Here is a 24,820-nt window from a genome sequence, read left to right on the forward strand (position 1 = left end):
TCCATTATAAAAAGCACTCTTATACATTTGTGACGTATTTCACGTAATACTTCGAAATTGTCATAAAAAATTCACTAAATGATGTCTAAGTAAATTTTAGTCTTTTTCCATACCTTTTTCAAGTAACAAACCGAACTTTTTCGCGTGAAAATAAAGCTAAAAAACGATGCTTTTCACCCCGTGAAGGACCATATTCATACTATATGTTCAACCTTGGTAAAGAGTATTTTTACCCACTTATGAAAGGGGGTGAACAGTATTCATAATGTAACCGTCCCGTTATAGTCAAAACTTTCTCACTTTTCTAATCTTTCTCCGTTTTTTAAAAGATTATCTATGTTAAAATAAGAGAATAAATTTCAGCAAACCTAGTATATCGGAGGGATAAAGTTGGAAGTTAACGAAAAAGTTTATGACATCACCATCATTGGCGGAGGCCCAGTTGGATTATTTACTGCGTTTTATGGCGGCATGAGGCAGGCATCCGTAAAAATCATCGAGAGCCTACCGCAATTAGGCGGACAATTGTCGGCCCTTTATCCTGAGAAATACATCTATGATATCGCAGGTTTCCCCAAAGTGCGTGCTCAGGAGCTAGTGAATAATTTGAAAGAACAAATGGCAAAGTTTGAACAGACTGTTGTCTTGGAGCAAGCCGTTCAAGAAGTGGAAAGGCAAGCAGATGGAGTTTTCAAGTTAACGACGGATAAAGAAATCCATTATTCCAAAACCATTATCATCACAGCTGGAAATGGGGCTTTCCAACCCCGCCGCATCGAAATTGATGATGCAAAAAAATATGAAAGCAGCAACCTTCACTATTTCATCGATGACCTCAATCATTTTGCTGGCAAAAAAGTGGTGATCTTCGGAGGTGGGGATTCAGCAGTTGACTGGGCACTTATGCTGGAGCCGATCGCCGAGAAAGTGAGCATCATTCACAGAAGAGATAAATTCCGTGCCCACGAACATAGTGTAGAAAACCTTAAAAATTCAAAAGTTAATATAAAGACTCCTTACATACCTTCAGAGTTGATTGGTACAGACGGCCGGATCCATACAGTTGTCATCAAGGATACAAATGGTGAAGATACAGAGACGATGGAGGTAGATGCAGTCATCGTCAACTACGGCTTCGTTTCTTCTCTTGGCCCCATTAAGGAATGGGGACTTGATATCCAGAAGAACAGTATTTTGGTGAATTCAAGAATGGAAACGAATATTCCAGGAATTTATGCAGCCGGTGATATCGCAACATATGATGGCAAAGTCAAATTAATCGCAAGTGGTTTTGGCGAGGCCCCCACTGCTGTCAATCACGCCAAGCAATATATTGACCCAAAAGCAAAAGTCCAGCCCATGCACAGTTCTTCCATGTTTTAATAATAGTACGCAAAAACCGGCTTTCTTAAAGCCGGTTTTTTTCTCCCTAATTCCATGATTGTGGATAACTGTTTTCCATCGGATCACTTTTTCGTCCTTTCCCGCACTTTTTTCGACCGTCCACGATTTTATTCGTCCTTCATAGCACTTTTTTCGACCGTCCACGATTTTATTCGACCTTCATGGCACTTTTTTCGACCGTTCACGAATTTATTCGTCCTTCATGGCACCTTTTTCGACCGTCCACGATTTTATTCGACCTTCATGGCACTTTTTTCGACCGTCCACGATTTTATTCGACCTTCATGGCACTTCAACCCAAACAAACTGAAGGGGGCACTTGTTAAAGTGCCCCCCCTTTTCCAAATGAACAGAAATTGTTAGCAATTCTCCGGCGTACCGGCGTTTTTTGCCGTTTTGAAGGAAGACCCGCAACCGCATGAAGCGATGGCATTTGGGTTTTCGATCGTAAAGCCTCCACCCATCATCGTTTGTTTATAATCAATTACCGTTCCATTCAATATATCTGCATCCCCGTTATCAACAAGGATCTTAATTTCAAACTGTTCCAGCTGGCTATCTTTCTCTCCGGGCTCATTTTCAAAACCCATTCCATAGGATAATCCACTGCAGCCCCCGCCTTTGACGGCCACTCTTAAAAAGGAACCCTCTTCACCATTTTGTTTCATCATTTCTTTTATCTGAAAAGCAGCAGCTTCCGTTATTTGAACAACTTCACTCACAATAAATCCCTCCTTCTTCTTATAAGTGAGATAGAACTATTTCTCTTTATAGTATATACCAAAGAATTTCCCACGCTCAATTTTCCGGCTTGAAAAAATTCATATTCCCGCACCTATTTTACCAACATTATTTAAAAAATGGTTTATAATAAGGTTTGTGGGTATATAGGACTGAATATTTTGACCCAATCAAAAAAATTTAAAGTAAGGGAGGTAATCTCCATCGAAGATATACAGCCTCTATATGACAAAAACATGGAATGCCTTCTATGCAAACAAAAATCAACCACAAAAAGGGTACGATCGCATTTTGTAAAAGTAGCAAAATATGACACGGACTTTTGCCCCATTTATGCTGATTCAGCCGTTAATGCCCTTTACTATAATATTTTTGTTTGCCCTCACTGTGGCTTTTCCTATTCCGATGATTTCTCCCGGTACTTCCCTCAAGCCACAAAGGAAATCATTATGGAAAAGGTAAGCTCCAAGTGGGTTCCCCATCATTTCAGCAATGAGAGATCCATTAAAGACGCTATCAATACTACAAGCTGGCTAGTTATTGCGGGGCTTTAAAAAAGGAAAAACATATTATCCTGGCCGGAATCCATTTACGGATTGCCTGGCTAAATAGGATCAATCGGTCCAAGGAACAAGAAAAAAGGTTTTTGAGATTCGCACTTAAGGAATATGAAGCATCCTATTCAACGGAGGACTTCAGCGGTACCCAGGTATCTGAAGCCAGAATCCTATATCTCGCTGGCGACATCTCCAAGAGAATAGGGAATGAAAAGGCAGCAATCAAGTATTTTTCGTTAGTATTCGAAAGACAAAGAAATGCCCGTGAAACCTCCATCATCCAGATGGCCAGGGACCGCTTTCAGGAAATTAAGCAAGAACAGGGCAACTCCCCACCCGTTGCTTGAGCTATGAATGGATAAAGCAATGAAAAGGCTGTCCCAGGCAGGAACAGCCTTTTTACGTTGTTGATGATTAAAACATGTCAAATTCATCAATGAACTTATATATTTTATCTACCAATTCATCCGTTGTGTCACCGGAAACCACTTCACCGTTTACAAGCGCATATAAGTTACTGGAGCATTTGCCGCAATATCCCAAACAACCGTATTCTAAGATATCTAAATTCGGATCCCGCTCCAACCTTTCCAGAGCCTCTTGAGCACCGCTAGCCAGATTGCTTACACAAAATTCAATAATCGGGTACATTGTTTCACCTCACAGTTACTAACAAACCATCTTATTACTTTTCCCAATTACAGTCAATATTTACGCATATAAAATAAGCCGATTTTAAGATACAGGTTGTGATTTCCTTTTATATTCGTTATACTTTTGTCGGGGTACGTAAAAAAGAATATTAATTAATTTTTTATTCTTACTACTATTGGGGTATATATATTTAAATAAACTTAAAAGGTTCATTTGGGGAAATCCTATAATGGGATAGTTGTTTTCACAAGTGAGCATTTATCAAATTTTTAAGAGATCAAATAAAGGGGAAAATAATATGAAGAATTTAGTCATACTTGGTGGTGGGTATGGTGGTATGCGCATGTTGCAAAGATTGCTGCCTAATCAGCTTCCTGAAAATGTGAGCATCACGCTTATCGACCGTAATCCTTATCACTGCTTAAAAACGGAATATTATGCTTTAGCAGCAGGTACCATTCCTGATCAGCACATCCGTGTTGCATTTCCTGAACATCCTCGCTTGAAGAACGTATACGGAGAAGTACTTTCCATCGATATGGAAAATAAACAAGTCATTATAGAAAATCAAGACCCTGTCGTTTATGATGATTTAGTCATCGGCCTTGGCTGCGAAGATAAATACCACAATATTCCTGGAGCAGACACACACACCTATAGTATCCAAACAATCGATAAATCACGCAGCACATATTCAGCTTTGAATAATTTAGGGGCTGGTGCAACCGTTTCTATCGTAGGTGGCGGACTTAGCGGTGTTGAGCTTGCAAGTGAATTGATTGAAAGCCGTTCAGATTTAAACGTTAAGCTATTTGACCGTGGACCGCATATTCTATCTGCTTTCCCAGAAAGATTAAGCACATTTGTCGAGTCTTGGTTCGATAAACATACAATCGATATCGTCCATCATTCAAATATAACCAAAGTTGAGCCAAACCTTCTTTATAATGGCGACGAAGCAGTTCAAAGTGACGTCATCGTTTGGACAGCTGGAATTCAGCCAAGCAAAATCATCCGTGATATGGATATTGAAAAAGACCGTCAAGGAAGAGCGGTTCTGACTCCTCAGCATTTCCTTCCTACTAATGACAGCATCTTTGTGGTCGGTGACTGTGCAAGCCTGCCTCATGCACCTAGTGCTCAATTAGCGGAGTCCCAAGCTGAGCAAATCGTCCAGGTCCTTGTGAAAAAATGGGCAAATGAACCACTTCCAGAAAGCTTCCCTACCATGAAATTAAAAGGGACATTAGGTTCTCTTGGGAAGAAACAAGGTTTTGGTCTTGTTGCAAACCGCCCTATTACGGGAAGAGTGGCACGATTAATGAAATCAGGCATTCTCTGGATGTATAAATACCATAACGGTTGATTCCAAACCTTCTTATGCGATTACATTTTATTAAATGACCCATAAATGAGCTGAGCGCAGCTTATTTATGGGTCATTTTCTTTTTTCTTCCATTATATATCACACCTGCATTGTATATCCATGTTTTTCCATAGTTTCTACCACTTTTTTGAGCCGCACATTTCCTTCTTCAATAATTTCATCTTCAATGAGGACCAGTGGATAAAATAAATCTTCTTCGATCATCTTCATGGCAAAGCTCTTTTGCTTCACCTTTTCTGGAGGATTGTATATATCTATATAGGTTATTTTGAATTTCTGCTCAGGGAACTTTCTCGTTAATGCAGCCTCAAGCCACTCACAAGTATCTTTCGAAGAGGGAAGATTTACACAGCTCGCGCAAATTTGCTCCGCTCCATACACTTCTATCTCAATTTCTTTCATTACTATACTCTACCTCCATCATTTTAATATTTTCACTTCATTTTGAATACTTTTAAGAAACATTCACCTGTTTCCATCTTACCAGAATAATATAGATTATATTTCCGCAAAGTTACAGTTGGATTTTTTACTACCTTCGCATTATAATATGATTAGGAAAGGAGTCGATTGCAATGTCTGAACAAACAATGGAAGTTCAAGTTCAAGAAGTCCTAGATAAACTTCGTCCGTTTCTTCTTCGTGATGGCGGTGACTGTGAACTAGTTGACGTAGAAGATGGAATTGTAAAATTACGATTACTAGGAGCCTGTGGGAGCTGTCCTAGTTCGACCATTACGCTAAAAGCTGGGATTGAGCGTGCCCTTCTTGAAGAAGTCCCTGGTGTAGTGGAAGTTGAACAAGTTTTCTAATAGCCCTTTAAATAACATGCAGCGTATGGATGAAGGATCACCTCATCTATAAACGTTCAACCTTTTTCATGCAGACCGGAACCTTTTCTGGACTGTTATAAAATAAAGCTGACTCGGCTTTTGCCCTATCAAATGATTTGATACGGCTTGACGCGGGTCAGCTTTTTTATAATCTACTTAAATCAAGCATGGCTTACGATTTCAAAAATTTCAATTCCTTTTTTTCTTGTTCCGAAAGGATTGCCGTATGGCTGCCATCATTATCGATTTCCAGCTCTTTCACAAGAAATTCCGGAAATTTCCCCTTCAATCCCGTGAACACACTTTCACATTTTTCTGCGGATGCCAAGCATAAAACAGTAGGACCTGCTCCGCTTAGGGCTGTACCAAATCCGCCTTCTTTATGGACAACTTCTTCTATAAGTGCTAAATGAGGGACTAACCGCGCCCTATAGGGTTGATGGAAACGATCACTTTGCATCATTTTACCAACAATCTTCCAATCTTTGGATAAAATTCCCGCAAGCAAAACATTGGCGGCTGCACTTCCGTTTATCGCTTCTTTATAGGAAAGCGAATTAGGAAGGACATCTCTTGAATCCTCAGTAAGCAATTCAAAATTGGGAATGACTGCAATCACCTTAACTCCTTCGATCGGAAACGAAACGACATCCGTTCCTTCCTCTGTATGCAGACCCACAACCATTCCACCATACACAGATGCCCCTGCATTATCCGGGTGCCCTTCAAAGAGGGAAGCATGCCTATTCTTTTCCTCATCGGATAAATGGAGTTCACCAACGATGTTCGCTAATTCAATACCAGCTACAATGGCAGAGGCACTGCTTCCAAGCCCCCGTGCCAGTGGAATTTCACTAGAGACGAAAAGCCGGCATGGGGATAGTTCCTTTCCATAAAAAGCAGCCGTTTTCTTGGCAATTTGGACGATATAATTACGGTCATCCCTTGGAAAAACAGACATCTCTTCTGAGAGCGGAACGACTTCCCAATGATCTGATGTAGATCCGTGTATTTCCAAGTAAAGTCCTAAGGCCAGGCCGATGGAATCGAATCCTGGTCCTAAGTTGGCCGTACTCGCTGGTACACGGATCAAGAACATCTCGGAATCTGCACTCATGCCTGGTTCACACCTTGCAGATGTTCTAAAATGACCTCTTCATCCATTGGCAACAATGTCGGTTGAATCGTGCTTGTATCGACTGCCACATTCGGATCTTTCAATCCATTTCCTGTAAGTACAGCAACGATCTTGCTTCCTTTTTTGATTTCACCGCTTTTTAATTGTTTATAGATGCCTGCAATGGAGGCACATGATGCTGGCTCAGCAAATACTCCCTCTTTTTTAGCGAGGAAATGATAGGCTTCCAGAATTTCTTCGTCTGTCACCTCATCAATTTTACCTTTGGATTCATTTGCTGCTTCCACAGCGAAGTTCCAACTGGCTGGATTACCAATCCGGATGGCAGTTGCAATCGTTTCGGGGTTTTCGATAATGGTATCCCTGACAATTGCAGCCGCACCTTCCGCTTCGAACCCTCTCATTTCAGGAAGGCCCGTTTGTTTCGATTCATTATATTCTTTAAACCCTTTCCAGTAAGCCGTGATATTACCTGCATTGCCGACTGGGAGCGCCAATATATCCGGTGCAGAGCCGAGAGCGTCACAAATTTCGAAAGCCGCTGTCTTCTGCCCTTCAATCCGATATGGGTTGACCGAATTCACAAGAGTTATCGGTGAGCTCTCACTAAGTGAACGGACGATTTTTAAAGCCTGGTCGAAGTTCCCTTCGATCGAGATGATTTCTGCTCCGTACATAACGGCTTGAGCGAGCTTGCCCATTGCTATTTTGCCTTCTGGAATGACAACGATACAGCGCAGGTTGGCACGAGCGGCATAAGCTGCGGCAGCAGCCGATGTATTCCCAGTAGAAGCACAGATGATCGTGTCGCTACCCGCTTCGATCGCTTTGGCGACGGCCATGACCATTCCGCGGTCTTTAAAAGATCCAGTTGGATTCGCCCCTTCATATTTTACATGTAAGTCGATTCCCCACTCTTCGGATAATCGATTCAGTCTAATTAAAGGTGTATTACCCTCCAAAAGGGATAGTGCAGGTGTATTTTCATTGACAGGTAAAAAATCTTTATATGTGCTTATAAGTCCTTGCCAGCTCATTTGATGTCCTCTCCTTCAACTCTGTATGTGCTCTTCACTTCTTTTACCATATTGTAATCATGTAATTTCTGTATTATTTGCTCAAACGCAGCCAATGTGGCAGTATGCGTAACTAATACGATTTCGGAAGATTCCTTTTCATCCAGCGGCAATTGAAGGATTTTATCGAACCCTACCCCATGCTCGGCAAATAAATTCGTGATTCGGGCTAAAACGCCAACTTCATCCTGAACATGCAATCGAATGAAGAACTTAGCGAAGATCTCAGTTGCAGCTTTTAATTGTTTCGGGTATTGCGGTGAAACCGCACTACGGCCATTTACGCCCAGCCTCATATTCTTGATGACCGTCACCATATCCGAAACGACTGCAGTCGCGGTCGGCAAACTTCCCGCTCCTGGTCCATAAAACATCGTCTCCCCTACAGCTTCACCATAAACGTATACCGCATTATATTCATTATTTACCGATGCTAACGGATGTGACTCCGGAAGAAGTGCAGGCTGGACGCTTACTTCGACCCTATCCCCTGCCCTAGAAGCGACGCCGATCAACTTCATTGTATAGCCAAGCTTTTTACTATATCTCAAATCCTCTTCGGATATCTCGGTGATGCCCTGTACATCCACATCATTCAAGCCAATGTTCATTGAGAACCCGAGTGTGGATAGTATCGCCATTTTACGGGCAGCATCCAATCCTCCTACATCGGCTGTAGGATCGGCTTCAGCGAATCCCAGCTCCTGAGCTTCCTTCAATACGTCATCATAAGCTCTGCCTTCCTTGCTCATTTTCGTTAAAATGAAGTTTGTCGTTCCATTGACGATTCCCATCATTTTCGTGATGCGGTCAGAAGATAATCCATCGACAAGACCGCGTAAAATCGGAATTCCGCCTGCAACACTTGCTTCATAGAATAAATCACATTGATTCTCTGTGGCCAATTCCAGCAGTTCCGGTCCATATAAAGCCATTAGGTCTTTATTGGCCGTAACGATATGCTTTTTATTTTTTATTGCTTCAATCAGATAACCGCGTGTTTCTTCAATTCCACCCATAACTTCAATTACAACATCAATCTCGGGATTCGAAAGGATATCCTCAGGATTGTCAGTTAACATATCTTTTTCAATATCGACAAGCCGCTCCTTCGTCGTGTCTTTGACTAGTATCTTCTTAATGGATATGGAACAGCCCACTTGATGCGTGAGCTTGTCCTGATGACTTTCGATGATTTGTACGACTCCTGATCCGACTGTACCTAACCCCAATAAACCGATCGAGATGGCTTTCATATTTGGTTCCCCCTTAAGAACTGTTTACCTGAAGAAAACATTTGTATTTGTATAGTAGACATTATAAGATTAATTCATATAATTATCAATAGTTAGAAAAGATGGATGTACGAACTTTTTTGTCCATCCCTTGAATGAGTAAGAACGGATAACACTAATTTTTCATGGGAAAACCATTTTGAAGATTATTACTTAACGCTCTTTAATGAATCATTTGTACCCATTACGATATGTGGCTTTTGCAAGGGATCCATCCATTTCAGTAAACTGAGGACGTTCTTTTCGGCAGTGGCTATACATCCCGCCGTCGGCTTTGTTTCGCCTCTCCATATATGAAGAAAGATTGCACTGCCTTTTCCTTTTATGATGGGATTCGTATTATAATTGATGACCGCCCCATACTTATATAGTTCATGATTCATCCTTTCGAAAGACTTCCATTTATCTGCCGGATTCCCTTTATAGGTTTTCCACTCGTTATAATCCTTTGATGTTTGATCATCAATCCAGTAGTCATAATTGGTCGTTTTCCTATAGCTCATTTTCATACCGGCCGGCTTCGTTTCGCTTCCAAAAGCAGTACCAAATGAATAAATCCCAACCGGGGATTTTCCATCGCCCTCTTTTTTGCTCTTCGTGAAGCCGTTCTTCCCAATGACGCCTTCCATCCCCTTTAATGCCCGTCTCCATTCACCTTGTTTCTTTTCATACGTTTGGATCGTGACCTCCGTATCACTCATCGATTTCCCTTTTACCGATACAACTTGGTTAACACCCTTTCTCATATCGAATTTCTTCAGAAGGGTTTTTTCATCGGAACTGAAAACCTCTTTTGCATCTGCCATCTTGATATATGCAGTCTTTTTTGAGTGACAGACCTTATACCAGTTTCCAGTTCTCCCACTTGCCGATAATTCTTTATTTTTGTTATAACTCTTTAATGTTTTACTTCCAGCCGACGCCTTTTCTTTCATATCAGTAGTAGACTTCATGACAATCTTGAATTGAGTTGCTTCGCAACTTATTTTCGTTTCAGCTTTCGCAAGATTTGTCGTCTGGATGACTAAAAGGAATAAAAGGGCCGCCATTATCAATCTTTTCATGGACTCACCTTTCCACATCTTTAAGTAATTCACTTTAAATATCTAACTATTCAAAAAAATCTTGTTATCATCATAACATAGTAATTAAGGATGGATCATATTTCTTTCCTAAATCCAGTCAATTTGAGGTAAATTATATTGCTTGGCCGGAACTTCCGCCAATTCATAAAAATGTTTGAGGAATGATTCATAGTGTTGGGAGGATTTCGTGATCGACGATATTTTGTCCTCCAATTCATTCGACCTTGATTCCGTCGTTTTTGAAAAATACTCTTCTACTGTTTCAAAGTAATGAATGGGAAATAGCATTCTTGAATATAACAACCGGGCTGAAAAGCTGGAGAATTGATCTATAGCCTGATATTCGTGAAAGAAATGGCCAATGCCTTTCTGATGGGTATGTACATTTTGAAAATAGTGTTCCCTCACCCATTCCGCCACATCCCTGGTGCCGTGGTCGAACACCCAATCAAACGGATTTTTCATCCATTTATTGCTTTTCCAGGTATCATGTAAAAAACGTTCATAACATACTGTTCCACTATCGACAATTTGCGGGGTATCATCAATTTCCGTGTCGACCAAATATTGAATCGCATTTTCACCAAGTACCATATAATAGGGAAAGGTTTCTATAAATAATTTTTCAAACTGGTTATCAGGATGGGCATTGAGCTTATCCCTCCAAATCATTTCTAACTGATCGATCCTTTGTTCCCACAGCTCTTTCCATTTACCAATCCTTGAACATGTTCGAATCGTTTCATTAATATTTCTCCCACGCTGGTGAAATCTTGCCAGCCGTCTTCCTGGGTTGAAATTTTTCGGGCCTTCTAAAGCCTGATTGGCAAGAAGGATGAATAATTGTTCATCCGCTTCCGAAACAAAACTTCCATGATTGGCAAGGACAAAGGCCGATACGTAGCGATCTCCTTGTGAAATCAGGTGTTGAGACATTTTATGCCGTTCCACTAATTCCTCCTGCTCCATATTTCCAATGGGAACGATGCTGTAAACCATATTCCCTGAACGGAAGCTTGGAAACCTGCTATTGGTTTCTTCAAGCCCTACCTGTATACCATAATTATTAAAAATGATTTCTTCTATCATGGAATGGCCCCCCTCAATAAATGGATATAATAGAAATATTGGACATCATATACTTATATATATGTGGAATAATCCGTTTTCTGAATGATTATCGAAACCTTCTTGGAAATTCGCATTAAAACTGGGTTTTCATTTTAATCAACTAAAAACTGCCGGCATTAGAACTATCCCTTTAAAATATAGAGAAATGGGTGATTACATGGCTAATATTGAACAATCAATTTCTGAACAAACGGCTCGAAGATGGTTAATTGAAAGAGGAGTGAAATTGGAGGATATCGCTGAACTTGTCATGTATTTACAATCAGGTTACCATGAAAATCTCCAAATGGCCGATTGCCTTCACAATGTAGAACGGGTCCTTTCAAAACGCGAGGTCCAAAATGCCATACTGACCGGCATACAGTTGGATATTCTAGCCGAGAAAAAACTGCTCGAGGAACCCTTGCTAAGCATCATTGAAATAGATGAAGGCCTATATGGGGTGGATGAAATATTAGCTTTTTCTATTGTGAATGTTTACGGATCCATCGGCTTTACTAATTATGGTTTCATCGATAAGCAAAAACCGGGTATCTTAAAATATTTGAACGATAAAAGCACAGGTAAGGTAAATACCTTTCTAGATGATATTGTCGGAGCAATTGCAGCTGCCGCTTCAAGCCGGCTTGCCCACAGAACCGAAAATGCAGAATAGTAAGCCAAATTCATTTCATTGATTTTCACTGTTTTGCGACATAAAAAAACCAGGGCTGCTTTCGCAGGCCTGGTTTTTTCATTCGAAGCGCCATAGGTCGAGCGTGTCCACCACATGCGTCGGCTGCTCCTTATATTGCTTCAAGCGTTCTTTGGTCGTTACCCCAGTATGTACAAGCAATGTGTCGATCCCTGCATTAATGCCGGCGAGGATATCCGTATCATAGTTATCCCCAACCATGATTGTCTCTTCTTTAGGTACCCCTAATACTCTTAGAGCCTGTTCCACTATGACGGATTCAGGTTTTCCAATGAAAATCGGCTGTACCTGAGTCGAAACGGAAACAACGGATGTCAAAGCACCATTCCCCGGCAAAAGGCCTTGTTCAGTAGGAATGGCAATATCGCCATTTGTTGAAATGAAAACTGCGCCATTTCTAACTGCAAGGCAGGCTTTTGACAACTTTTCATAATTGATGCCGCGGTCGATGCCCATTACCAAAAAGTCTGGATGCTCATCCACAAGCTTCATTCCTTTTTCCTTGAGAGCCTCGATAATGCCTTCTTCACCCACTACATAGACCGATGCAGCTTCCTTTTGTTCAGCTATGTAATTCGCTGTGGCCATGCTTGTCGTGAAAACCTGATCATCTTCCGTTGATATGCCGATGCTTCTCAATTTATCCGCTACCTGTGCCGGAGTCCGGGACGAGTTGTTGGTGACGAATAAATAAGGGATATCCCTTTTTTTTAGGTCATTTATAAAACCTGCAGCTTCCGCAATTTGTTCAGTCCCGCGATACATGGTGCCATCTAAGTCAATTAAATACCCTTTATACGACTTCATTTGAATTCGCCTTCCTAACAATACTAGTTTTTAAAAGCAGATACAGGTCCCAATTCGTTTGTTAAATAGTTCCTCACCAAATTCGGGAATTGCTTAAATGCCGCGATATTTTCCGAGAATACCTTATGCAGTTCGTTGTGATCAACTTCAATGAAGTCTTGAACCAGCATTTTCCTTAGCGGCAAAACCTTTTTAAATTGTATCGCTTTTTCTTCTGAAATGACTTTTTCATCATGAAGGATATCGATAATATCTTCGTAACTTCCCGGATCACGCATAATAAAACCATCAATTACTGCATTTCCTACATCCAACACGGAATCGATGGAAGTCTGTATGAGCCTTTCAGCGATAAGTTCCTCAATGTCTCCATCCCAATTATCATGCCCTTCAAAAAGCCCAAGCTGCTTTTCAAGAAAACCTAATATTTGTTCAATCTTTTGGCGGTCTACAAAGTACATTTTTTCCAGATCCTTTCTGATCTAAGATGATATAGGAAGCATTACTATGGTTGATTGGCCAGCCGAGTTATAACCCTGTACCAAAACAACCTTGTTCCTTGATAATACCATAGCTTCTCCCCTACTCTCAATTCCTTCAGCCACAACCTTTGAACCGATCCCTCTACTAAACATCGGCAGAAACGTACATTGACTTCTTTACAGGGGTCGCATTTCCCGTCCTCCATTGAAATAAAAGTAACCAAAATTACGTCCCATTTGCATTCTTGACAATTTTCCTTTAATCGACGAAAACTCTCTCGCGGCATGATTGCTGGACGATCCTAATGCATCAAGACGCGTGACGAAGTTCCTCCACCTTTGGAAGCCCGAAAATGTCTGTTCCCCTATTGAAGTCACTTTGTTATGATGGAATTACAAATGTGAACATAAGAAGGGAATGATATTATGGAAGATCGTTTTTATTTATACAATGACGTCGTTGATTCAAAAACCCGGTTCATAAGTTTCATGGGCGAAGAATCAAGATTCGATTTGGCCATTACGACAACTGATCGTTTTTATGGGAAGAAACTTGTTTTAAATATGCAGAGTAACCGATTCGCGATCATTGGACCTGATGATTTAGAAGAGGAAGGCTATCTTGAGCATGCCTTTCAGTTGTCAGAAGCGGAAGCGGAAGAATTAAGTCACTTTTTAATGGAAATCGTCTGAAAGCTGAAGTTTTTTTCTTAATCGGGAAAACCTACTGAATGTACGATTACATGAGGGGGGATTACCTTGGGCAAAGAAGAGGAAATATACCACGATTTCTCCAATGTCGAAAAACAGCGGGATTATTTAATTCCTGAAGAATTTCCCGAAGGACCTTTTGGATCATCCAGAGCAAAGGATGAACCAGTTCAAAATAAAAACACGCCATGGCAGGAAGGGCAACGATATCAAAGTGCCTTTAATTTTGAAAATAAATCGTTGCACGAAGACTTACCTCGAAAATATCCTGGTGCTCATCCGACACATGATGATCCAGAAAACCATGAGCAGCCTCCTTATAAAGGATACGGAAGCTCTTAACATGGAAGGCCAGAGTAAATTCTGGCCTTTTTCATTTCTTTATTTTCTTCATGACGAAATATGGACAGCCAAAATTGCAGTATTCATATAAATATTCAGTAAGCGTGCTTATTTTTGTATCGAAGGTCGCTTTCTGATTAGAATCATCAAAAAATCCACGCAGCCTCAATTGGCCGTAACCCCAATCGCCTACAATATAATCATACTTCGTTAAAATCTCACTGTATCTGGCTTTAAACGCTTCTTCGTTATAGCCTTCCCTTTCATCCTCGATTATTTCATAGGTCATGTTATTGATGTTAATCATTGCTTTCACCTCTCAAAAATACATTCCTTCTTAAATTATAACTGATTCCCCATCAATTACTAAGCGAAAAATAGAGAAATATGTTCATCCTAAAGTTACGGGGGTGTTATTGATGAAAAAAACGATAATAACAATAGGTTTAAGTTCGATTATTGCACTGACCGGATGTTCTAATAAACATGATCAGGGGCTTGGTGCAAAAAATCATGCTGGTAACCCAACAAACGTAAATAATCCGACCCAATATTATGACGAGGATTATCGCAATCATGACAATAAAAGTGATGATTTCGGTTTTACCCGCACCAATAGTACAACCATTGACGGCCGTAACATTTCTAACAAGGCTGCTTCCATTGACCGTGAACAATTGTCTGATGTCATTTCTAAGCTCAGTGTACAGATTCCAAATGTCAATGATGCGGCTACCCTCGTAACGGATGAGGAAGTTCTTGTTGTATACGATACAAATACCAAGGATCGGACTGAAACCGCTGACCAAGTTAAACGAACAGCTATGTCCGTCGTTCCTCGCTACTATCACGTCTACGTCAGTGATGATTTTCAAAACCTTTCCCAAGATGTCGAGAATTTCGCTACATTGAAATCCGGCAGCAAAGGGATCGACTATACGATTGAACAAACCATCAAAAGAATGCTGAAATCGCCTCAAGGATACAAAATGAGTAACGCAGAAAATGAAAACGGAGAAATGGTTAACGATAAAAGGGATCATCACGATAACATCAATCAAAAAATGGATAACCGTTAATTAAAAATGAAAGGACCGAATTTTTCGGTCCTTTATTTCACTCTATTTCAATAATTCTTCACCTTTGGTTTGCTTATGTTTAGCCGCTGCATTAACCTGTTCGTCCGCATGGTAGGAAGAACGGACAAGCGGGCCGGATTCACAATGGCTGAATCCTTTTTCCAATGCACGTTCCTTCAATTCGGCAAACTCCTCAGGCGTGTAGTATTTCAGCACCTTCAAATGCTTTTTAGTCGGCTGCAAATACTGGCCGATCGTCATGATATCCACATTATTAGCCCTTAGGTCATCCATCGTTTCGAGGATTTCCTCCCGTGTTTCTCCAAGACCGACCATTAAGCTGGACTTTGTCGGAATCTCCGGATACAGTTCTTTGGCTCTTCTTAAAAGCTCCAATGAACGTTCGTATTTAGCTTGAGCCCGTACACGGTCGGATAGACTTCTGACTGTCTCTATATTATGGTTCAGAATGTCTGGTTTAGCATCCATCAAAGTCTTAATATTTTCATGCACCCCGCCCATATCCGACGGTAATACTTCAATTGATGTAAATGGATTCTTGCGTCGGATGGCACGGACCGTTTCAGCAAAAACTTCAGCGCCTCCATCCTTTAAATCGTCACGGGCAACAGCTGTAATGACAACATGCTTTAAATTCATCAGAACAACGGAATCCGCAACACGCTCTGGTTCAGCCCAGTCCAATTCATTAGGACGTCCGGTTGTAACTGCACAAAAACGGCATGCCCTTGTACAGATTTCACCTAAGATCATGAATGTGGCCGTTCTTCTCACTGCCCAGCATTCGTGAATATTCGGACATTTCGCCTCTTCACAAACTGTATGAAGATTTTTTTCCCGCATCATATTTTTTAAACCGAGGTAGTTTTCATTAGTATTAAGCTTTATTTTTAACCAATCTGGTTTACGAAGAATTTCTTTATTTGTAGAAGACATGAAAATGTCACTCCATTCTATAGAAATTAACACACCCTACTTTAACAATAAAAAAGCATTTATACAAGTTATAGTTGGTTTCCCATTATTTATTTTTCATGTTTAAAGCCAAATCAGCAAAACTATAAAAGATGGACTGATGTCTTTATAAATTGGAGATTCTCATGAAAGGAGTTGCCCCGTTGAAAAAATTATTTCTTCTTATCATAACTTGTTTGTTTATTTTGGATGCATCAAGCCAAATGGTTAATGCCGCTGATACCCCTGAAGTTTATGCAGGAAGAATGGCGCTTTATAGAAACATGGAAGCTACCCTGCAAATCCCATGGTATTACCTTGCTGGCGCTGATCAATATGAGCACAGCCTAAGGGCTGCCAGACGGGATTTAGAGCCGGCAAAGGGTTTAATTGGCATCAATATCGAGCCTTCAAAGTGGGGTGGGGCTCTCAATCCTCACTTAAACGATGTGAACCCGCTAACGATCACCTTTTTTGATGGGTTGGGCCAGGATGGGAATGGCGATGGCAAAGCTGATGTTACTAATGACACCGATCGATTATACGCTTTTTCGAAGCATCTCCATACTTATGGTTCAGATGAAGATAATATCCGGATCGGCTTATGGGAATATTATAAACGAGATAAAGCCGTCAGCATCATTATCGGCAATGCGAAGATTTATAAGAAATATGGCCGGCTGGATTTACAGGAAAAAGCCTTTCCAGTTCCAGTACGGACCCATTATACGTATTTAAATACATGGGGAAGCGCTCGTGGATGGGGCGGAAGGAGAATCCATGAGGGTACAGATATATTTGCGGATTATAGCCTTCCTGTTCGGTCAACGAGCTATGGAATCATTGAAATGAAAGGCTGGAATAAATTCGGGGGTTGGCGGATTGGGATACGGGATTTAAATAATACGTATCATTACTTTGCCCATTTAAGCGGATTTGCCGAAGGATTGAAAGTCGGACAAGTCGTCGAGCCCGGACAAATCATCGGAGGTGTAGGCAGTACAGGTTACGGCCCTCCTGGAACTGCGGGTAAATTCCCTCCGCATCTTCATTATGGGATGTACAAAGACAATGGAATCACAGAATGGAGCTTTGACCCTTACCCTTATTTAAAAATGTGGGAAAGGAAGGATTTAGCTAAAAAACAAAAGTGAGCGGCGACGAATTTCTCGCTGCTTTTTTTTGATTCGAACATAAACCCCCGAACTTGATGCATAGGTATTAGTAAAGGGGGCTAAAGCGTGTTCCGAAAAAGATTTCGAACAAAGAAATTCCGAAAAAAGGGGCCTCTTCCCACCCGAAAAGTTTTCCTCTACTCATTTATCCTTTTTATCATATCAAGCATCATGACTCTTTGGTATGTTGATAAATCAATTGAACCGGTGATCATGAGTGTAGCCGAATATGAAATCAAACGGATTGCAACGGAAACGATTCATGAATCTGTAGATGAGAATATATCCAAGATTGATATGAACAAAATCATCACCAACAACGAGGGTGGTAAGGACTCCAGTTCTTCCTATAGCTTCAATCCGGTCATATACAGTGAATTGCGCGCTAACATTACAAAGGATATTCAAAACAAGCTTGGCATCGAACAGGGAAATCCTTTTAAAAAGGGTTCCTCCAAAATAAATGATGAACAATATAAAAGTGTAGTCTATTATATACCATTGGGTGTCGTAACCGGGAATAACCTCCTTTCCAACTATGGACCTGAAATCCCAGTGAAAATGTCAGTCATCGGTAATGTTGAATCGGATTTGAAGACAAAATTGACAAACGCAGGCATCAATAATGTGTATTATGAATTGATTGTGGATTTTGATGTCAATATTCAAATCGTCATCCCCTCCTTCACTAAAGAGACCAAGGTCAGTCAGGAAGTGACAGTGGGCAGCTTGCTAATTGAGGGTGATGTACCAAGTTATTATAGTAACGGAAACGGTTCGGTGGCACCTGCCATCATGAAGGAAAACAAGGAATAAAAAAACCAGCTTATCCTTGAGTTTAGGCTGGTTCTTGTATATTGAGACATTTCATGATCAGCAAATGCAGGCTTTTATTCAAATCCACTTCATAGGACTCTTTTACCTGTTCCCCATTTTCTTCAAGTATCCTTATCGGTCCCCTATCCCCTCATTCTGAGCGGATACGACACCTTTTCTCCCATCATTCAATTCTACGGATAGACCATTTGGATAGATGGCAACTGCCCGGCGGAATGCCTCGATGATCGTATTGTCGAATTTTTTCCCGATTCCCGCATAAAGGATTTCCAACCCCTGATGAGGCAGCATGGCCTTACGGTAAACCCGATTGGAAGTCACGGCATCAAACACATCGGCAACGGCAATGATCTTGCCGAAATAATGGATTTCATCCCCTTTTATTCCACGTGGATATCCAGATCCATCAAGCCTTTCATGATGCTGATAGGCACAATTTGCAACTAAATGTGAAACGGTATGAACATTTTTGATTAGATGAAATCCATAATCGGCATGTTTTTGGATTTGTCTAAATTCCTTTTCCGTTAACTTACCGGGTTTATGGAGGATTCCCAAAGGTATGAACATTTTGCCGACATCATGTAAAATCGCTCCCAGCCCAAGAATTTCGAGATTCTTATTATTAATATTCAACTCCATCCCGATTGCCAGGGTATATAGGGTCACATTGAAGGAATGAGTAAAGATATAGTCATCGTATGTATAAACATCCGCCAATATAGTCAATAACTCATTATTCCTATTGAGCTCGTCCATGATGTTTCGGACGATTTGAGTGAACTTGACGTTAGGTTGCTCCATCGTGAAAGATCCATCAAGGTTCATTTCGTTTTTCATGTCCAGGAAAGTGGTTTCAATCCTATTAATGGCTTCTCTCCTTAGGTTCCCGAATACTGGTGGCATTGGAATAATGTCATCCGTCCTAGAATCTTGAATGTAAACTAAAGGAATATTAAGGGATACCAGTCGAGCGATCATTTTCTGCGTTAATGTAAGACCCTCACACAAGAGGATATGGCCCTGCTCATTATAAATGTCTTTTCCGAGCCTGGCTCCAGGGCTCAGGGACTTTGTAATAGCTAGCCTCATACTTGTACTCCATTTCCCAATTCAATATTTGTAAATCAAACCGTTCCTTTATAAGGGTTATCGGAAAATATCCTTATAAATGAATCCGTTTAAAAATATTTATTGAAAAATATTGACTATTTTCTTGGTGAATTAAAACGAGGCCCCCTTCTGGATAAAAGAAAGCCCACCACTTCAAATCATTTTGATTAATGCCTCTTTACCAATCATTCCTGGATAAATGCCTTTTTCCACAGCTTCCCAGGTAACTGATTCAAGCGGCGCTTCCAAAAGCTCATCAATCGATTTAACTCCTGTAGCCCTGCCTGCAAGGATTTTACGATCTCTCAATTTATCATTCAGCAGCGCTACATCCAACGCACCGCACATTATATATCCTTTATCGGAAGCGACGGCAAGTAAATTCGTTTTGGGCAGTCGGACAGAAATGGCTAGGAATGTATGATTATCAAGTATTATTGGTATCATGCTAATCATTGGGTTCGCCCCTTTCTTCCTCATACTTTATGAATGAAAAGGCGAAACCGTGATTTAGCGTTAGGCATCTGTATATATTTTTTTCAACTTCCATAAAAGGATATCCCGTAAGAATTCCGGTAATAGATATTTCTTGCGATTTGTGCGCTGAATACTTGGGAAAAAGTGCCCAAACGTGAACATATCAGGTATTGCCAGTTTATAGGACTTATCAGTCTCCAGTTTCTCCCCTTTTATCAATATCCCTTTTACGATTCCATTCTCCATTTCGTTAAATTCAATTTGATCATAATTCATGACGCCCATGATTTTTCCCCGGAAACCGAAACCTTTCACCTGAATGTGTGGCCACTCCTCATTTCTCGATTGCATTAAGATTTCTTTTAATTCATTCCCATTAACTTCAACGATGCAAGGATTGATGGGGTGTGGACAGATTCTGTGAATATCCCCTTTTGTGACAGGTCCCTTTGGCAATCCATCGAGCAGAAGACCCGCATTCAAAAAGGTGCAATCCGCCTGACTCCACTCCCTTAAGGCCTCACCAAGGATTTTCGTCAAAGCACTTACTTTGAACCAATCATTTTCCAGCGCTTCCGGTAAGTCAACTACGACCTGTTTTAGCGTTTCCCCACCGGCCTGATACATTGCTTCAATCCATGGTCGTTCATTCTCTAATTCCGAAAAGTCATTCGTATCATAGAGAATGGCACTCTTCTTGCTAATTCTCTTTTCCTGATTGACGGTCATTTCCACCTGCCCAACAAAAAAACCATATTTCCCTGCACCGCATAGGAGTGTATCATTGATCAATTTCCCTTGGTGAAGGATGTGGTGGGTATGCGCGCCAAGTATGACGTCAATCTCCGGAAAGTCCGCTGCCATCCGCTCATCATCATGGATGCCCAGGTGAGAAAGGATGATGATTACATCTGCCTCTGTTCTAACCCTTTCTAGTTGTTCCTTTAACTCAACGAATGGTTCTGTTAATTCCCAGCCCATCGCAGAATAAAACTTTTGAAAAAAAGCTGTCAGACCTATCAAGGCAATTTTGGTGCCTTTTACCGTTGTATGTATCCAATATGGCAGCGCCCATTCCGGCCTTTCATTATCCCCATAATAAATATTGGCTGCCAAGACCTTGAACCTTGCATGATCATATAAGGAGTCTAACGCATCATGAGGTAAAGTGATCCCTTCATTATTGCCGATGGTTACATATTGGTAGCCCGCTTCATTCAGAAGTTCAATATTTCCTTTACCCAACGTACCTTCTGTATATGGATGCCAGCGATCCACATGGTCTCCTATATCAAGTATGATTGCCTCTTCTCCCGTTTCTTGATGAAGTTGTCTTCTTTCTTTAAGAAACTTATCAATACGAGGCCAATTTTCAAAATGACTATGGAGATCATTGGTGTGATATAAATGAATGATTTCTGACATCATTTTTCCTCCTCGTTTATCCTGTAATACTTTGGTATATAAGACGTAAACCAATGATTATCAGTACTATTTTCAACATATTTTCAAGTGCCCCGCTCTTTAGGCGCGTATTGATGTAAGCCCCTAATTTAGCACCGAACCATGCACCTGGGATCAGGGCAAAAGCATATGACCAATTTACATTTCCAAGGGAAATATGTGTAATCGAATTTGTGACCGAAGATAGAAATACCATGAACATCGAAGTCGCTACAGCCATATGCGGAGGGAAGAAGAAAAGAAGCATCATTACAGGAACCATTAAGGCTCCACCGCCAATTCCAAATAACCCGGAGCTGAATCCCACGACAAATGTAATCGATACAGCTATCAGGGGATGGTAACCATAAGAAAATGAATGTCCATTTTCAGTTTTATACGTCTTAACTATTTTCGCTTTACCAGGCTTGAAAACCATTGGCTTCAAACGGTTTTTCACTAATAACACGATAGCCATGAAAATCATGAAAGCTCCAAAGTACAATGAAAAAGCTTCGACATTAAGGTTTTTATTCACATAGGCTCCTATTATTCCACCAGGTGCACTGCCTATAAAGAAGATTAAGCCTGCCTTATAATCCACCACTTTATGTTTTAAATAAGATAAAGTAGAAGATAAGCCGGTAAAAATCATGATCACCGTTGAAACACCGACGGCGATCTGAGGTGTCAGTTCTTCTATTATATTTGTAGATGCACCTAAATATAAAAGAGAAGGCACAATGATGATGCCGCCGCCCAGACCGACAAGAGAGCCAATTGAACCCGCTAATAATCCGATACCCACTAATACTAACCATACCATAAAGAAATCCGCCTTTACCTGTTTGTGAGGATATTACCTCTTACTTGCTTGTCATACCATCTCTTTATTCATTATATAATGCGTCTTAAAACAAACCAAGCTGCCGGGGAGCCAGTCCTTCATATTCTATACCAAGCAACTCAATCATTTGTTTGGCATTATCAGCGGCATCTCCGCCTGAGTTATTATTGAACAGGACATATATCTCCTTGGATTCCTTTTCCAATATCCTGATTTTCTCCACCCATTCATTCAATTCCTGATGATTATATCGGTATAAGTACCTGACCTCACGCCAATTATCACCCGAAGAAGGTCTCTGCCAACCATGCAGGTTACGTCCATGAAAGCGGATCAGCGTTTTATCTTCATGGGTGGAATGGAGGACGATAGGAATGGATCCCTCCCCAGCCTGAGGCTCATCGCATACAGTGTGGACCCAACCCTCCTTTTGGATGAAGTCCAGGGATTGCTGGACCATGTTGGGTCTGTACCAGCTTTGATTCCGAAATTCTATGGCAGCTGGAATATCGCCCATTTCAGCTTTACACCATCTCAGGTAATTTACATTTTCACGTTTACAATCAAACCATGGCGGAAACTGAAATAGGATCATCGCGAGCTTGCCGGACTTCTGATAAGCTTCTAGAGAGTCCCGAAAGGCCTTGAACATTTCCTTTTTACTTTCAAATGGAATTTCCCCACGCTGATGTCCCGTCATCCCTTGATAGGCTTTAACGACAAACTGGAATGACGCTGGTGTCTCGGATATCCACTTTTCACTGTTCCTCTTTGGCTGGATTGCATAAAATGAGGCATCCACCTCCACAATGGGAAAATGAGCCCCATACTCTTTGAGTTTATCACGTTGCGACACACCGCCATGATACAAACTATCATGATCCCCCCAACCGGTCACACCAACATATATCATCTGACCATCACTCCTTTCGGGACAGGCCCCATTTCCTGGCTACTATTTTTTACCCTTGTATACCATATTCAATCTTTGATAAGGGTGTCGAATATCACTTTCCAAAACAAAAAGCCTGCCAAGTCTCCCTGGCAGGCTTTTTGTATGAATGGGTTATTCTAAATCGCCTTACAGGCATGACAGTCGGTTATTATCCGATGGAGCCTTCCATTTCGAACTTGATCAGACGGTTCATTTCAACCGCATATTCCATCGGAAGTTCTTTTGTAAATGGTTCGATGAAGCCCATTACGATCATTTCCGTTGCTTCTTGCTCAGAAATTCCGCGGCTCATCAAGTAGAACAATTGTTCTTCAGATACTTTGGAAACCTTCGCTTCGTGTTCAAGGGAAATGTTGTCATTCAAGATTTCATTATAAGGGATTGTATCAGATGTAGACTGATTATCCATGATTAATGTATCACATTCAATGTTCGAACGAGCTCCATCCGCTTTACGTCCGAAGTGAACGATACCGCGATATGTTACTTTACCGCCTTGTTTAGAAATTGATTTTGATACGATAGTTGAAGATGTATTTGGCGCCAGGTGAATCATTTTTGCCCCAGCATCTTGGTGCTGGCCTTTTCCGGCAATGGCAATGGATAATGTCATACCGCGGGCACCTTCACCTTTTAAGATGACAGCAGGATATTTCATTGTCAATTTAGAACCGATGTTACCATCAATCCATTCCATAGTTGCGTTAGCATCACAGACCGCACGTTTCGTAACCAGGTTAAACACGTTGTTTGCCCAGTTTTGGATCGTCGTGTAACGGCAGTAAGCATCTTTTTTAATGACTATTTCAACAACCGCACTATGAAGGGAGTTAGTTGTATATACAGGTGCTGTGCAACCTTCTACATAGTGAACGGATGCGCCTTCATCAACAATGATTAGCGTACGTTCGAATTGACCCATGTTTTCAGAGTTGATTCGGAAATAAGCTTGAAGCGGAGTATCCACTTTAACGCCTTTTGGTACATAGATGAAAGATCCGCCTGACCAAACCGCCGAGTTCAATGCCGAGAATTTATTGTCAGTAGGCGGAATAGTTTTTCCAAAATGCTCACGGAAGATATCTTCATTTTCACGAAGTGCTGAGTCCGTATCTTTAAACACGATACCCAAATCTTCCAATTCAACTTTCATGCTATGGTAAACCACTTCAGATTCATATTGAGCGGATACGCCTGCAAGATATTTTTGTTCGGCCTCAGGAATTCCCAACTTATCAAAAGTCTGTTTGATTTCATCAGGAACTTCATCCCAAGATTTTTCCGATTTCTCTGATGGTTTAACATAGTATGTGATTTCATCAAAGTTCAAGCTCTGCATGTCGCCGCCCCATTGAGGCATTGGCATGTTGTAAAAATGCTCCAATGATTTCAAACGGAAATCAAGCATCCATTGCGGTTCATCCTTCATTCGAGAAATCTCTTCCACGATTTCTTTTGTCAGACCGCGCTTTGAACGGAAGATGGAAACATCTTTATCCGCAAAGCCATATTTATAATCGCCGATTTCAGGCATTTTCTTTGCCATAGCTCGTATTCCTCCATTTCAAATGGCTGAATTACA

General features: G+C 41.0%; 27 protein-coding genes and 1 pseudogene. 10 read left to right on the top strand and 18 right to left on the bottom strand.

What is annotated here, in order from left to right:
- Nucleotides 1–390 precede the first annotated feature (390 nt).
- Complete coding sequence (locus tag ACFX4X_RS00165) at nt 391–1,383, top strand: NAD(P)/FAD-dependent oxidoreductase (protein WP_377380674.1); 993 nt, start codon at nt 391–393, stop codon at nt 1,381–1,383.
- A gap of 380 nt (nt 1,384–1,763) precedes the next feature.
- Here ACFX4X_RS00165 and ACFX4X_RS00170 read toward each other — a convergent pair whose 3' ends face one another.
- On the bottom strand, nt 1,764–2,126 hold the full coding sequence (locus ACFX4X_RS00170; RefSeq protein ID WP_061465461.1) for a HesB/IscA family protein: 363 nt from the start codon (nt 2,124–2,126) through the stop codon (nt 1,764–1,766).
- Nucleotides 2,127–2,381: 255 nt separating this feature from the next.
- Between ACFX4X_RS00170 and ACFX4X_RS00175 the strand changes: the two are divergent.
- Nucleotides 2,382–3,049 (top strand): annotated as a pseudogene (locus ACFX4X_RS00175) (DUF2225 domain-containing protein).
- Nucleotides 3,050–3,116: 67 nt separating this feature from the next.
- Here the strand turns inward: ACFX4X_RS00175 and ACFX4X_RS00180 are convergent.
- Nucleotides 3,117–3,353, bottom strand: coding sequence for a YuzB family protein (locus ACFX4X_RS00180; protein ID WP_061465463.1), 237 nt, complete (start codon nt 3,351–3,353; stop codon nt 3,117–3,119).
- Between the two features lie 301 nt (nt 3,354–3,654).
- On the opposite strand from ACFX4X_RS00180, the gene ACFX4X_RS00185 reads away from it, so the two are divergent.
- Nucleotides 3,655–4,722, top strand: a complete 1,068-nt coding sequence (locus ACFX4X_RS00185) for an NAD(P)/FAD-dependent oxidoreductase (RefSeq protein WP_061465464.1) — start codon at nt 3,655–3,657, stop codon at nt 4,720–4,722.
- Between the two features lie 99 nt (nt 4,723–4,821).
- Here ACFX4X_RS00185 and ACFX4X_RS00190 read toward each other — a convergent pair whose 3' ends face one another.
- Nucleotides 4,822–5,145, bottom strand: coding sequence for a YuzD family protein (locus tag ACFX4X_RS00190; RefSeq protein WP_284469330.1), 324 nt, complete (start codon nt 5,143–5,145; stop codon nt 4,822–4,824).
- Between the two features lie 173 nt (nt 5,146–5,318).
- Here ACFX4X_RS00190 and ACFX4X_RS00195 point away from each other — a divergent pair, with 173 nt between their 5' ends.
- Nucleotides 5,319–5,555, top strand: coding sequence for a NifU family protein (locus ACFX4X_RS00195; protein ID WP_034310199.1), 237 nt, complete (start codon nt 5,319–5,321; stop codon nt 5,553–5,555).
- Nucleotides 5,556–5,748: 193 nt separating this feature from the next.
- Here ACFX4X_RS00195 and thrB read toward each other — a convergent pair whose 3' ends face one another.
- From thrB to yutH, 5 genes are all read right to left on the bottom strand, one after another.
- Entirely contained in the window at nt 5,749–6,693 is a 945-nt protein-coding gene (gene thrB / locus ACFX4X_RS00200) for a homoserine kinase (protein WP_284469329.1), read from the bottom strand.
- Nucleotides 6,690–7,751: a threonine synthase gene (gene thrC, locus ACFX4X_RS00205; RefSeq protein WP_061465467.1), complete on the bottom strand. Its 1,062-nt coding sequence runs from the start codon at nt 7,749–7,751 to the stop codon at nt 6,690–6,692. Before thrC ends, thrB begins: the two co-directional genes overlap by 4 nt.
- Nucleotides 7,748–9,046 (bottom strand): homoserine dehydrogenase, encoded by a 1,299-nt coding sequence (locus tag ACFX4X_RS00210; protein ID WP_284469328.1) that lies wholly within the window; start codon nt 9,044–9,046, stop codon nt 7,748–7,750. The genes thrC and ACFX4X_RS00210 overlap by 4 nt, the downstream gene beginning before the upstream one ends.
- 188 nt (nt 9,047–9,234) lie before the next feature.
- Nucleotides 9,235–10,149: a L,D-transpeptidase family protein gene (locus ACFX4X_RS00215; protein ID WP_377380680.1), complete on the bottom strand. Its 915-nt coding sequence runs from the start codon at nt 10,147–10,149 to the stop codon at nt 9,235–9,237.
- A gap of 108 nt (nt 10,150–10,257) precedes the next feature.
- Complete coding sequence (yutH, locus tag ACFX4X_RS00220; RefSeq protein ID WP_377380682.1) at nt 10,258–11,259, bottom strand: spore coat putative kinase YutH; 1,002 nt, start codon at nt 11,257–11,259, stop codon at nt 10,258–10,260.
- A gap of 199 nt (nt 11,260–11,458) precedes the next feature.
- Here yutH and ACFX4X_RS00225 point away from each other — a divergent pair, with 199 nt between their 5' ends.
- Entirely contained in the window at nt 11,459–11,956 is a 498-nt protein-coding gene (locus tag ACFX4X_RS00225; RefSeq protein ID WP_061465470.1) for a phosphatidylglycerophosphatase A family protein, read from the top strand.
- A gap of 78 nt (nt 11,957–12,034) precedes the next feature.
- Here the strand turns inward: ACFX4X_RS00225 and ACFX4X_RS00230 are convergent, their stop codons facing one another.
- On the bottom strand, nt 12,035–12,802 hold the full coding sequence (locus ACFX4X_RS00230) for a TIGR01457 family HAD-type hydrolase (RefSeq protein WP_284469325.1): 768 nt from the start codon (nt 12,800–12,802) through the stop codon (nt 12,035–12,037).
- A gap of 23 nt (nt 12,803–12,825) precedes the next feature.
- Nucleotides 12,826–13,263, bottom strand: coding sequence for a DUF86 domain-containing protein (locus ACFX4X_RS00235; protein WP_061465472.1), 438 nt, complete (start codon nt 13,261–13,263; stop codon nt 12,826–12,828).
- Between the two features lie 447 nt (nt 13,264–13,710).
- Between ACFX4X_RS00235 and ACFX4X_RS00240 the strand changes: the two genes are divergently transcribed.
- On the top strand, nt 13,711–13,977 hold the full coding sequence (locus tag ACFX4X_RS00240) for a DUF3055 domain-containing protein (RefSeq protein WP_061465473.1): 267 nt from the start codon (nt 13,711–13,713) through the stop codon (nt 13,975–13,977).
- 66 nt (nt 13,978–14,043) lie between these two features.
- A complete protein-coding gene (locus tag ACFX4X_RS00245) occupies nt 14,044–14,337 on the top strand; it encodes a hypothetical protein (RefSeq protein ID WP_061465474.1) in 294 nt (97 codons plus the stop codon).
- 31 nt (nt 14,338–14,368) lie between these two features.
- On the opposite strand, the gene ACFX4X_RS00250 is transcribed toward ACFX4X_RS00245, so the two are convergent.
- Nucleotides 14,369–14,644: a YutD family protein gene (locus tag ACFX4X_RS00250; protein ID WP_061465475.1), complete on the bottom strand. Its 276-nt coding sequence runs from the start codon at nt 14,642–14,644 to the stop codon at nt 14,369–14,371.
- A gap of 112 nt (nt 14,645–14,756) precedes the next feature.
- Between ACFX4X_RS00250 and ACFX4X_RS00255 the strand changes: the two genes are divergently transcribed.
- Nucleotides 14,757–15,416, top strand: coding sequence for a YhcN/YlaJ family sporulation lipoprotein (locus ACFX4X_RS00255; protein ID WP_317777283.1), 660 nt, complete (start codon nt 14,757–14,759; stop codon nt 15,414–15,416).
- Nucleotides 15,417–15,458: 42 nt separating this feature from the next.
- Here ACFX4X_RS00255 and lipA read toward each other — a convergent pair whose 3' ends face one another.
- Nucleotides 15,459–16,373: a lipoyl synthase gene (gene lipA / locus ACFX4X_RS00260; RefSeq protein WP_125162574.1), complete on the bottom strand. Its 915-nt coding sequence runs from the start codon at nt 16,371–16,373 to the stop codon at nt 15,459–15,461.
- Between the two features lie 164 nt (nt 16,374–16,537).
- Between lipA and ACFX4X_RS00265 the strand changes: the two genes are divergently transcribed.
- Together ACFX4X_RS00265 and yunB are read left to right on the top strand one after the other, a co-directional pair.
- On the top strand, nt 16,538–17,545 hold the full coding sequence (locus ACFX4X_RS00265) for a M23 family metallopeptidase (RefSeq protein WP_377380690.1): 1,008 nt from the start codon (nt 16,538–16,540) through the stop codon (nt 17,543–17,545).
- Nucleotides 17,546–17,632: 87 nt separating this feature from the next.
- A complete protein-coding gene (gene yunB / locus ACFX4X_RS00270) occupies nt 17,633–18,382 on the top strand; it encodes a sporulation protein YunB (protein WP_061465479.1) in 750 nt (249 codons plus the stop codon).
- A gap of 132 nt (nt 18,383–18,514) precedes the next feature.
- Here yunB and ACFX4X_RS00275 read toward each other — a convergent pair whose 3' ends face one another.
- The 6 genes from ACFX4X_RS00275 to sufB form a co-directional block, all read right to left on the bottom strand.
- Nucleotides 18,515–19,495 carry an HD-GYP domain-containing protein gene (locus ACFX4X_RS00275; RefSeq protein WP_377380693.1) on the bottom strand — a complete coding sequence of 327 codons (981 nt, stop codon included), beginning with the start codon at nt 19,493–19,495 and terminating at the stop codon, nt 18,515–18,517.
- Between the two features lie 174 nt (nt 19,496–19,669).
- Nucleotides 19,670–19,972 carry a YunC family protein gene (locus ACFX4X_RS00280; protein ID WP_061465481.1) on the bottom strand — a complete coding sequence of 101 codons (303 nt, stop codon included), beginning with the start codon at nt 19,970–19,972 and terminating at the stop codon, nt 19,670–19,672.
- A gap of 60 nt (nt 19,973–20,032) precedes the next feature.
- Nucleotides 20,033–21,418 carry a bifunctional metallophosphatase/5'-nucleotidase gene (locus tag ACFX4X_RS00285; RefSeq protein WP_377380696.1) on the bottom strand — a complete coding sequence of 462 codons (1,386 nt, stop codon included), beginning with the start codon at nt 21,416–21,418 and terminating at the stop codon, nt 20,033–20,035.
- Nucleotides 21,419–21,434: 16 nt separating this feature from the next.
- Nucleotides 21,435–22,262, bottom strand: a complete 828-nt coding sequence (locus tag ACFX4X_RS00290) for a sulfite exporter TauE/SafE family protein (RefSeq protein WP_377380697.1) — start codon at nt 22,260–22,262, stop codon at nt 21,435–21,437.
- An 85-nt stretch (nt 22,263–22,347) separates the two neighbouring features.
- On the bottom strand, nt 22,348–23,196 hold the full coding sequence (locus tag ACFX4X_RS00295; protein ID WP_377380700.1) for a DUF72 domain-containing protein: 849 nt from the start codon (nt 23,194–23,196) through the stop codon (nt 22,348–22,350).
- A 190-nt stretch (nt 23,197–23,386) separates the two neighbouring features.
- Nucleotides 23,387–24,784 carry a Fe-S cluster assembly protein SufB gene (gene sufB / locus ACFX4X_RS00300; RefSeq protein ID WP_144478059.1) on the bottom strand — a complete coding sequence of 466 codons (1,398 nt, stop codon included), beginning with the start codon at nt 24,782–24,784 and terminating at the stop codon, nt 23,387–23,389.
- Nucleotides 24,785–24,820 lie beyond the last annotated feature (36 nt).

This window comes from Peribacillus sp. YIM B13481, from assembly GCF_042787985.1.
Lineage (GTDB): Bacteria > Bacillota > Bacilli > Bacillales > DSM-1321 > Peribacillus > Peribacillus simplex_A.

Bases quoted from the DNA above. Each gene is read 5' to 3' on its own strand.
- ACFX4X_RS00180 (WP_061465463.1), bottom strand. From the start codon at position 3,353: ATGTACCCGATTATTGAATTTTGTGTAAGCAATCTGGCTAGCGGTGCT.
- ACFX4X_RS00185 (WP_061465464.1), top strand. From the start codon at position 3,655: ATGAAGAATTTAGTCATACTTGGTGGTGGGTATGGTGGTATGCGCATG.
- ACFX4X_RS00190 (WP_284469330.1), bottom strand. From the start codon at position 5,145: ATGAAAGAAATTGAGATAGAAGTGTATGGAGCGGAGCAAATTTGCGCG.
- ACFX4X_RS00195 (WP_034310199.1), top strand. From the start codon at position 5,319: ATGTCTGAACAAACAATGGAAGTTCAAGTTCAAGAAGTCCTAGATAAA.
- thrB (WP_284469329.1), bottom strand. From the start codon at position 6,693: ATGAGTGCAGATTCCGAGATGTTCTTGATCCGTGTACCAGCGAGTACG.
- thrC (WP_061465467.1), bottom strand. From the start codon at position 7,751: ATGAGCTGGCAAGGACTTATAAGCACATATAAAGATTTTTTACCTGTC.
- ACFX4X_RS00210 (WP_284469328.1), bottom strand. From the start codon at position 9,046: ATGAAAGCCATCTCGATCGGTTTATTGGGGTTAGGTACAGTCGGATCA.
- ACFX4X_RS00215 (WP_377380680.1), bottom strand. From the start codon at position 10,149: ATGAAAAGATTGATAATGGCGGCCCTTTTATTCCTTTTAGTCATCCAG.
- yutH (WP_377380682.1), bottom strand. From the start codon at position 11,259: ATGATAGAAGAAATCATTTTTAATAATTATGGTATACAGGTAGGGCTT.
- ACFX4X_RS00225 (WP_061465470.1), top strand. From the start codon at position 11,459: ATGGCTAATATTGAACAATCAATTTCTGAACAAACGGCTCGAAGATGG.
- ACFX4X_RS00230 (WP_284469325.1), bottom strand. From the start codon at position 12,802: ATGAAGTCGTATAAAGGGTATTTAATTGACTTAGATGGCACCATGTAT.
- ACFX4X_RS00235 (WP_061465472.1), bottom strand. From the start codon at position 13,263: ATGTACTTTGTAGACCGCCAAAAGATTGAACAAATATTAGGTTTTCTT.
- ACFX4X_RS00240 (WP_061465473.1), top strand. From the start codon at position 13,711: ATGGAAGATCGTTTTTATTTATACAATGACGTCGTTGATTCAAAAACC.
- ACFX4X_RS00250 (WP_061465475.1), bottom strand. From the start codon at position 14,644: ATGATTAACATCAATAACATGACCTATGAAATAATCGAGGATGAAAGG.
- ACFX4X_RS00255 (WP_317777283.1), top strand. From the start codon at position 14,757: ATGAAAAAAACGATAATAACAATAGGTTTAAGTTCGATTATTGCACTG.
- lipA (WP_125162574.1), bottom strand. From the start codon at position 16,373: ATGTCTTCTACAAATAAAGAAATTCTTCGTAAACCAGATTGGTTAAAA.
- ACFX4X_RS00265 (WP_377380690.1), top strand. From the start codon at position 16,538: ATGAAAGGAGTTGCCCCGTTGAAAAAATTATTTCTTCTTATCATAACT.
- ACFX4X_RS00275 (WP_377380693.1), bottom strand. From the start codon at position 19,495: ATGAGGCTAGCTATTACAAAGTCCCTGAGCCCTGGAGCCAGGCTCGGA.
- ACFX4X_RS00280 (WP_061465481.1), bottom strand. From the start codon at position 19,972: ATGATTAGCATGATACCAATAATACTTGATAATCATACATTCCTAGCC.
- ACFX4X_RS00285 (WP_377380696.1), bottom strand. From the start codon at position 21,418: ATGTCAGAAATCATTCATTTATATCACACCAATGATCTCCATAGTCAT.
- ACFX4X_RS00290 (WP_377380697.1), bottom strand. From the start codon at position 22,262: ATGGTATGGTTAGTATTAGTGGGTATCGGATTATTAGCGGGTTCAATT.
- ACFX4X_RS00295 (WP_377380700.1), bottom strand. From the start codon at position 23,196: ATGATATATGTTGGTGTGACCGGTTGGGGGGATCATGATAGTTTGTAT.
- sufB (WP_144478059.1), bottom strand. From the start codon at position 24,784: ATGGCAAAGAAAATGCCTGAAATCGGCGATTATAAATATGGCTTTGCG.